Origin of the sequence: Mesorhizobium sp. M7A.F.Ca.CA.001.08.2.1 (assembly GCF_003998455.1) — a bacterium.
In the GTDB taxonomy this organism is placed as follows: domain Bacteria; phylum Pseudomonadota; class Alphaproteobacteria; order Rhizobiales; family Rhizobiaceae; genus Mesorhizobium; species Mesorhizobium ciceri.
In genome coordinates this window covers 1-8,209 of record NZ_RZPW01000237.1, presented here as the reverse complement: position 1 = coordinate 8,209, position 8,209 = coordinate 1, and the positions used below count along the sequence as shown (strand labels likewise).

Sequence of the window (8,209 nt, the reverse complement as noted above, 5' to 3'; positions counted from 1 at the left end):
CGCCGAGCATGGCGTTGCGGTGCACGATGCCGATGATGGCGTCGCGCGACACCGGACTGCCGCGCAACGCGCTGAACGCGACTGCAATCCTGGAGGCTGAGAACCCATCCTTCAGCCAGCGGGCGATCTCGTGCAATTCCGCGTCGCTATAGCTTGCCATATCCAGCTCCATCCAAAGTTCGGCCGCGCGCCGTCGGGCAGCGTCAAGGTTCGACCCGGTCGCCAGGCCGCAGTCAGTTGTTTTTCAAGAGCCGGCTCTCAGCCGACCAGCCTCAGCCGGCTTGGGCCGATTTCCCGCCGGCAAGGTGCAGAAGCCGCGCTTCGGCCGTGTTTCTGTCCAGGGCGGAAACCGCCCTGCCCGTCAGCCTGTCGAACAGGATGACGGTGCCGTCCTCGGTGCGGATGCAGGATCGGCCTGCCGCAAAAACAGAGCCGGCGCCATGCCGGCCGAATTGGGGGCCGAAGCCGCTGGGAGCGGCGGCTCCGGCCGTTCCGGTCGCCGGAGACAGGCGGCGGACCGGACCCGAGGCTGGTGCGGTCAGGCACTGGGCCTCGGGCTTCATCCGGGCCGGGGAGGAGGACGGCTGGGATGAAAGGGAATGGGCGGTTATGAACGCCGGGCGCGCCTCGCGTGAGGCCGGCGACTCGGCGCCATCAAAGCTGGACAGGTTTTGCATGACCGGATATAAGCATAACTCGAAAATAGATGCAAGCCATTCTTTCATAGACGAGAGCGGCTTTCATCCCTCACATGGGCGCCATGGCAAAAACGGAACTGTCGATCAAGGTCGGAGCGGCGATCCGCAAGGCGCGCAAGCAGCGCGGCCTGGTCATGCGCCACATCGCCGAGCACAACGACACCGATGTCGCCGCCGTCGGCAACTGGGAAACCGGCCGCAATCTGCCCAAGACCGAGAACCTGCTGAAGACCGCCGCCTTCCTGCGCGTCGACCCGGTTGCGCTGGGCCAGGGGCAGGTCGTGTTTCTCGACGATGCCGGACCGGTTGCCGATGCGGAGATCGTCACCGATGCAGGTCCGCTACCCGCCAGCTCGATGGACATCGAGGTGCTGGGCGCGGCCGTCGGTGGCGACGATGGCGATTTCACCTTCAACGGCGAGCCGGCGGGTTACGTCCAGCGCCCGCCGGGCGTGCGCAACCTGCCGAAGGTGTTCGCCCTGCACGTGCTCTCGGATTCCATGGTGCCGCGTTACGAGCCCGGCGACCTGATCTATTGCGGCGGCCGCGACGCCGTACCGGGCGACCATGTGGTGATCGAGACCTTCCCGGAGGAAAACGAGCGCAACGGCAAGGCCTTCATCAAGAAGCTGGTCAAGCGCACGGCGGGCGAGCTGGTCGTCGAGCAGTACAACCCGCCGAAGACGCTGACCTTCAACCGCTACGCCATCAAACATGTCTGGCGCGTGATTCCGCTGAAGGAATTGCTGGGGTATTGAGCAAGGGACGCTCTTCCTTCTCCCCCTGCGGGAGAAGGAAGAACCAGCGCTGGCACCCTCCCACTCAAGCCCGCCGCGATCCCTCCAGCGGCACATCCCTATCGCTCAGCATCCGCGCTTCGCTGCGCACGCGCTGGCGCTCGTCGACAAACGCCGCCTGGATCGAAATCGCCGTCCCCGGCAGTCCGTCGGCGCGGCAGGCCGAACAGACGATACGGCCCGACAGAGCGGACAGCGGCGTATTCCCCGTCACCCCGAACCGCTTCAGCTGATCGGGTCGCCACCACCTGTTGCGGCCACAATCGGCGCACTCGACCGAGATCGAGGCGACATGCGCGATCGTTGGTTCCTTGCCCGGCAATGCCATCGCCCCTGCCTCGTATTTGTTCCTGATTTGTTCGCATATTCCTGTGTTTTACGCCGGGAGTCGAGTCGCAGTTTTCAAACTTTCCCAGAAGTTTTTCTTCTAGCGTAATTTGAGTTATGCTTTCATAAATGTATGAAAATGTGAGTCGGGCACGAACCTGCCCACTGCATCAGACTCGGGAGCGATAATGGACGCTTTTGCCGCCGATTTTGCCCGTTCCTGCGGCTACGCCGGCGACAGCCTGGCCTTGCTTGAAGCCTTCGAAGCGATCCGTCGCAGCGGCATCGCCCACGCCCGTCACGATCACGTCAGGCGCAAGGCGGTGATCGACGAGTTGAAACCGTCGGAGGCGCTGTTCCTGGCCGCTATCGGTCCGGCGCTCTCGGCGCAGGAGGCAATCGAGGACGCCGCCCGCTTGATAGCCTGCTGGCGCAACATACCGCGCTGGCGCCAGGAGCGGCGCCTGCCCGACCTGATCAGGGCCAAGCAGCAGCGCCTGGTGGCGCGCTATTTCCGCCGCCATGGCCACAGGCTCTGGGCAAGGGAAGCGGCGTGAGGACTGGACCAGCCGTTTGCGGGTTCCATCAGCCATTTTTTCTTTCTAGACTGCGCAGGGGTGGCTGACCGTTCGACGTGCATAGTTTGGAATGTTCAAGACTGCCCGCTCAAAATTTCAAACCTGGATAACGGCCGGCGCGGGAACCATCGCCGCCCTGCTCGTCGCCGGCCTGATGGGCGCGTTCGGCGCCCTGCCCGCCCACGCCCGCCGCAATTGCCGCCCGATGCCGCCATCGATGCCGGGCGCTGGCGGGTCCAGCCCGCGCGCGCCTATGTCAGCCGCGCCAAACTCTATGGCGTGGCGCTGAAACCAGGCCAGAAGGCGCTGGTGTTGGAGGCCGATCTGACCAATCGCACGGCGCAATCCGACAAGGCTTATTTCAACGTCTTCAAGCCGGACGGGATCGACCTGCCCGATTCCACGCCGATGATCGCGCTGGCCCGCGATTCGACGCTGACGCCGGAACTGCATCCCGGCATGACCGAACGCATGGCCTATGTCTGGCCGCTTGCCGGTAACGCCGCCGTGCCGGCAAATCTCAGCTTCGGCGTCACCGCCGAGATCTTCAAGCCGCGCGACAATCTTTACGGCACGCCGGGCTGGTTCAATCCCTATCGGCTCGGCACCGTCACCATGCCGGTCGCCGACCTGCCCGAGAGCGGCTCATGAGGATCCGCGCCATCGGCAATCTCCTGATCGTCGCCGCCACCGTGGCGCTCAGCTACGGCATGCAGGTGTCGAAGCCGCATTATGCCGAACTTACCGCGCCGATCCCCATTGATGGCGCCATGCACGACACGGTGCGGGCGCGCAGCTTCGATGTCCGCCTCGACAGAATGGTCTTTGCGCGCACGCTGAAGACCAACCAGTTCGGCCAGGAAAGGCTGCTGACCACCAGCGGCCTGTGGGCGGTGGCGACGACCAATCTCACCGCCACCAGCACCTCCACCACGGTCGCCGACGGCACCTGGCAAGGCCCGACCGGCCTGCGCTACCGCCAGACGGAGCGGCTCAACTATCGCCAGGATATGCCGCCACATGCCGTCGATCCAGGGCTGGAGAGAAGCGGCCTGTTCGTCTTCGAGTTGCCGGCCGACCAGATCCGAGGCGCCAGCCTGCTTATCGCCGCACGTCAGTTCGGCCCGCTCGACGCCCAGGCTCGCATCAGCCTCGATGCCGTTCCGACCGGTGCCGATGGTCAACCGGCGGATGTCTTGCCGCTATACGATCTCGACGCTCCTGCACCGCCGCAGGGCCAGACACGGCAGGGCAAGACATGAGCGCGGTTTCAACCGACATCGACCCAGCCGGCGGTGGCGAGAAAAAATGGCGACGGCGCGGTCTTGCCGCGCTCGCTATCCTGCTGCCGCTGACGCTGGCCGAAACCAGCTATGAGAGCATCCGTGAATGGCTGCATGGCGAGGACCTCATCGCCAGGGATGTCGAGTTTGGCCAAGGCGCGCCGTTCGGCGGCAGCGAATGGCGGCTGGCCGATTTGCGCGGCGGCAAGGCCGGCCGCTTGCCCGACCATGCCATGGCCGTCATCGCCACCTTCGCCGTCACGGTCGGCGATCCCGATCTGCAAAAGCAGTGGCTGGGCTGCAAGGTGATGCTGACCGACGCCGCCGGCCGCCGCTGGCTGCCCGACTTCATCTCCGGCGTCAGCCTGCCGGACGGCGTGATGAACTGCACCTCGGCGATCTTCTCCGGCGCCCAAAAGGGCGAAATCATCAGCGTCGGCGAGACCTTCATCGTGCCCGAGGATGCCATCGAGACCATCCGCCCGGCCGTTGGCCTGGGCAGCGAGCGCCCCTGGTTCCTGCGTTTTCAGCGGCCGCCGAAGTGACAGCATCCTTCTCCCCGTAAAGAAAGCTCACTTCCCCGCCCGCTTCGCCATCGAAAACGCCGTCTCCAGCACGGCGGCGAGAAAGCATATGCGCAGCGGCTCGATCAGGATGCCGGTGGAGGAATCCTGGAACGGGCTGCCGAAGAGTAGCGTCACGGCATGCGAAAAAATCTGCCAGATATCGAGCTCGTGTGGGCCGATCAGCCGCGTCGCGCCGAGCCACAGCCAGGCCGCGCCCCAGTCGAGCAACCGGTAGCCGACCACCAGCGTGCACAACAGCACCAGGCTGGCGCTGACCGTCAGCCGCACGCCGTTGGCGATCGGCAGATAGCGCGAGCGGTAGCCGGCGATGAAATGCTCGACGAAATCGCGCAGGAATTTCGGCAGGCCGGCATAGCGCCGGCCGGCACGCTCCAGCCGGCCGTGCACGCGCATCAGGGCAGCATCGTCGCGCACGTCATAGCCGTAGATCAGCGCCGCCATCACCAGCCAGATCAGCGGCAGGAGCATGAAGAAGAACAGGTTGATCGCAGCCGTCGACGGCGCGATCGAGGAGATCTCGACCGGCACCATGGGTGCGGCCGAGACCATCGGCACCGGGTTTGCCAGCCCGTCCACCGATGCCTGCAGGACCGACCAGAAATTGCGGCTCATCAGCCATTGCAGCGCCGAGTCCTTCCAGCGGCTGATCACGTAGAGACCGACGAAAATCCAGTTGGTCTCGCAGATCACCACCACGATCTGCCAGAACGACTCCGCACCTGTCTTAGCCTGCATGAATTTGGCCAGCCGGCGGATCAGCCAGGACACCGCCACGGAGACCAGCAGCCAGCGCGAGTCGAGCACGTCGAGCACATCAGCGCTCTGGCCGAAATCGGCCTGGTCGAGTGTTTCGCGCGAATACTGCCGCACGATGTCGCCCAGAAATCCCCAGGCGGCATAATAGGCGAAGAACGGCAGAAGCGCGATGGTGATCATCCGCACCAGCCGCGAGCCGCGCCGGTCAGCCTCGGCACCCGGCTTCGTTTGCGTCTCGGTGGTTGCGGCCTTGTCGGCGCCGCGCTGCGCGGCCACCACATGCGGCAGGCCGGGGCGCAGCACGTGGAACATTGCCACCGTCACCACCAGCTGCGCCAGCGCCACCAGGGTCAGCATCGCCAACCCGGCGAAGTGATTGGCCAGCGCCACCTTCGCCGCCAGCAGCATGAGGAGATCGCCGACCATCACGCCGGCCAGCACCAGGGCGATGAGCTGTGGCCAGAACCGCAGCAGCAGCGAAAAACCTAGGGTGATCGGTCTGATGATATCGGCAAACATGAGGTTCTCTCACGATGCCACCCGCCAAAATCTTTCTAGCAAAGCATGATTGTTTTGCAAGGAATGGGGTGGGGTCTCCTGCCAGGGGGCAGAGCGAGGCGCCCCCCTCTGTCCTGCCGGACATCTCCCCCTCAAGTGGGGAGATCAGCAGCTTCGTCCTCGCCGCTTTCTCTTCAACGTTGAAAATTAGCGAAAGCAGTCATGACATCCGATCTCCCCCCTTGAGGGGGAGATGTCCGGCAGGACAGAGGGGGGGCGCCTGGGCGTTAACATCTCCCTTCGCCCCTCACCGTCGCACCCGCGACTTCAGCCAGCGGTCGAACGCCACCGCCAGGATCAGGATGAGCCCGATGACGATGCTTTGCGTGTAGGACGAGACGTTGTTGAACTGCAGCCCGTTCTGCAGCACGCCGATGAGCGCCGCCCCCACCACCGTGCCGCCGACCGAGCCGATGCCGCCGAACAGCGAGGTGCCGCCGATGACGACGGCCGAAATGACGGTCAGTTCGTAGCCGATGCCCGCCACCGCTTCCGAGGAGTTCAGCCTGGCCGACAGCACGAAGGCCGCGAGCCCGGCGAAGAAGCCGACAATGACGTAGACCGAGACCAGGATGCGATCGACGCGCAGGCCCGACAGCCGCGCTGCTTCCGCATTACCGCCGACGGCATAGACGGCGCGGCCATAGCGCGTGTAGCGCAGCACGATGTGGCACAGGATGGCGGCCGCCGCGAAGATCAGCGCCGGCACCGGCACCGGGCCGATCAGCCCGGTGCCGAACCAGCGCATCGAGGCGTCGAAGCCCGAGATCGGGCCGCCATTGGAGATGGTCAGCGTCAGCCCGCGAAACACCGTCAGCCCGCCCAGCGTGACGACGAAGGGCGGCACTTTCAGCCGGGTGATGACAAGTCCCTGCACGCCGCCGGCAGCGGCTCCGACGATGATGGCGGCCAGCAGCGCGGCGAACCAGCCGAATCCTTGCGTGCCGCTCGTCGACAGCGACAGCGTGTTGGCCGTGCCGCCCTTGGCGACCACGGCGGCGACCATGCCGCAGAAGGCGAGCAGCGAGCCGACCGACAGGTCGATGCCGGCGGTAAGGATGACGAAGGTCATGCCGAGCGCGATCAGCCCGGTGATCGAGATCTGCCTTGTGATGTTGAACAGGTTGATCGGGTCCATGAAGCTCGGCTTCAGCACCGTGAAGACGATGATCAGCGCCACCAGGAACAGCAGCGGCCCGAAGCTCATCAAAAGCCGCGCGAAGTTGATGCCGCCGCGCTGATCCTGCTCCCCCGCCACGCTCATAGTGTCTCCTTGCGGTCGAGTGCCATCAGTTCCATCAGTCTTTCCTCGTTTGCCTCGACGCCCGGCATCTGGCCGGTGATGCGTCCGCGGCGCATGGTGACGATGCGGTCCGAAACCGCCAGCACCTCGGGCAGCTCGGACGAGATCATCATCACCGCAATGCCGCGCGCCGCAAGCTGCACCAGGATCTGGTGCACCTCGGTCTTGGCGCCGACATCGACGCCGCGCGTCGGCTCGTCGACGATCAGCACTTTCGGATCGCGCGCGAGCCAGCGCGCCAGGATCACCTTTTGCTGGTTGCCGCCCGACAGGCCCTCGATCGCCTGCTCGGCCGAAGCCATGCGGATCGACAGCATCTTTCGAAACCCGGACAGCGCATCGCGCTCGCGCCGCTCGGCCATGAAGCCGAAACCGTTGCTGAAGCTGCCCAGCGAAGCGATGGAGAAATTCGGCAGGATGCCCAGCGCGGCAAAGATCGCCTGGTGCTTGCGGTCCTCCGGCACCAGGCCGATGCCGAGCGCAATGGCGTCCGCGGGCGATGCCGGGGCGATCGGCTCGCCGTCGAGCGTGATGGTGCCGGCCGCGATGCGGTCGGCGCCGAAGATAGCGCGCGCCAGTTCGGTGCGGCCTGAGCCGACAAGCCCGGCAACGCCGAGGATTTCACCGGCCTTGAGGTCTATGTCGACGCCGTCGAGCACGATGGCGTGCGGCGCCTCGGGGTCGCGCACGGTGCGCAGGCCGCGCACCGACAGCACGACATCGCCGGCCACCGCGCGTTGCGCCGGCCGGGCGTAGAGCTCGGACGCCGCGCGGCCGACCATCTTCTCGATGATTTTGGGCAGCGCGATCGGCCCGCCTTCACGGTTAAGGTGGCCGGCAAGCCTGCCGTCGCGCAGCACCGTCATGCGATCGCATATGGCGGACGCTTCCTCCAGCCGGTGGGTGACGAACATGATGGCGACCTTATCCTTGCGCAGCCGGTCCATGATCGACAGCAGCCGCTGCACCTCGGTCTCGGTCAGCGCCGAGGTCGGCTCGTCCATGATGATCAGCCGGCTTTCCAGCGACAGCGCCCGAGCAATCTCGACCAGTTGCTGCTCGGCCACCGACAGTGCCGAGACCGGCGTCATCGGATCTATGGAGAGACCGACGCGGGCGATGATCGTGCGGGAATCTTCCTCCATCTTGCGCCAGTTCACCAGCCCGAGCGGGCCGATCGGCGCGCGGCCGATGAAAATGTTCTCCGCCACGGTCAGCGTCGGGATCAGGCTCAGTTCCTGATAGATGGTGACGATGCCAAGCCGCTTGGCATCCTGCGGGCTGGAGGGATGATAATCGGCACCGTCGAAAGTGATGCGGCC

Annotated in this window: 10 protein-coding genes and 1 pseudogene; 5 read left to right on the top strand and 6 right to left on the bottom strand. The window is 65.4% G+C overall.

Annotated elements, in window-relative coordinates; all coding sequences use genetic code 11:
• Nucleotides 1-160: pseudogene (locus EN914_RS39210) on the bottom strand (GcrA cell cycle regulator); the annotation flags it as partial.
• Nucleotides 161-272: 112 nt separating this feature from the next.
• Nucleotides 273-563, bottom strand: a complete 291-nt coding sequence (locus EN914_RS15910) for a hypothetical protein (protein ID WP_245265290.1) — start codon at nucleotides 561-563, stop codon at nucleotides 273-275.
• 188 nt (nucleotides 564-751) lie between these two features.
• On the opposite strand from EN914_RS15910, the gene EN914_RS15905 reads away from it, so the two are divergent.
• A complete protein-coding gene (locus EN914_RS15905) occupies nucleotides 752-1,456 on the top strand; it encodes a helix-turn-helix transcriptional regulator (protein WP_013530583.1) in 705 nt (234 codons plus the stop codon).
• Between the two features lie 64 nt (nucleotides 1,457-1,520).
• Here the strand turns inward: EN914_RS15905 and EN914_RS15900 are convergent, their stop codons facing one another.
• Nucleotides 1,521-1,823, bottom strand: a complete 303-nt coding sequence (locus EN914_RS15900; protein ID WP_024501757.1) for a hypothetical protein — start codon at nucleotides 1,821-1,823, stop codon at nucleotides 1,521-1,523.
• A gap of 187 nt (nucleotides 1,824-2,010) precedes the next feature.
• Between EN914_RS15900 and EN914_RS15895 the strand changes: the two genes are divergently transcribed.
• From EN914_RS15895 to EN914_RS15880, 4 genes are all read left to right on the top strand, one after another.
• Complete coding sequence (locus EN914_RS15895; protein ID WP_024501758.1) at nucleotides 2,011-2,379, top strand: hypothetical protein; 369 nt, start codon at nucleotides 2,011-2,013, stop codon at nucleotides 2,377-2,379.
• A 216-nt stretch (nucleotides 2,380-2,595) separates the two neighbouring features.
• Complete coding sequence (locus EN914_RS15890) at nucleotides 2,596-3,051, top strand: hypothetical protein (protein WP_245497823.1); 456 nt, start codon at nucleotides 2,596-2,598, stop codon at nucleotides 3,049-3,051.
• Entirely contained in the window at nucleotides 3,048-3,662 is a 615-nt protein-coding gene (locus EN914_RS15885; RefSeq protein ID WP_024501760.1) for a hypothetical protein, read from the top strand. The genes EN914_RS15890 and EN914_RS15885 overlap by 4 nt, the downstream gene beginning before the upstream one ends.
• A complete protein-coding gene (locus EN914_RS15880; RefSeq protein ID WP_024501761.1) occupies nucleotides 3,659-4,228 on the top strand; it encodes a hypothetical protein in 570 nt (189 codons plus the stop codon). Before EN914_RS15885 ends, EN914_RS15880 begins: the two co-directional genes overlap by 4 nt.
• Before the next feature lie 27 nt (nucleotides 4,229-4,255).
• On the opposite strand, the gene EN914_RS15875 is transcribed toward EN914_RS15880, so the two are convergent.
• The 3 genes from EN914_RS15875 to EN914_RS15860 form a co-directional block, all read right to left on the bottom strand.
• Nucleotides 4,256-5,545 carry a hypothetical protein gene (locus tag EN914_RS15875; RefSeq protein ID WP_024501762.1) on the bottom strand — a complete coding sequence of 430 codons (1,290 nt, stop codon included), beginning with the start codon at nucleotides 5,543-5,545 and terminating at the stop codon, nucleotides 4,256-4,258.
• 286 nt (nucleotides 5,546-5,831) lie between these two features.
• Complete coding sequence (locus EN914_RS15865) at nucleotides 5,832-6,848, bottom strand: ABC transporter permease (protein WP_013530576.1); 1,017 nt, start codon at nucleotides 6,846-6,848, stop codon at nucleotides 5,832-5,834.
• On the bottom strand, nucleotides 6,845-8,209 hold a 1,365-nt coding region (locus EN914_RS15860), incomplete at its 5' end, for a sugar ABC transporter ATP-binding protein (protein WP_164778751.1). The genes EN914_RS15865 and EN914_RS15860, both read right to left, overlap by 4 nt.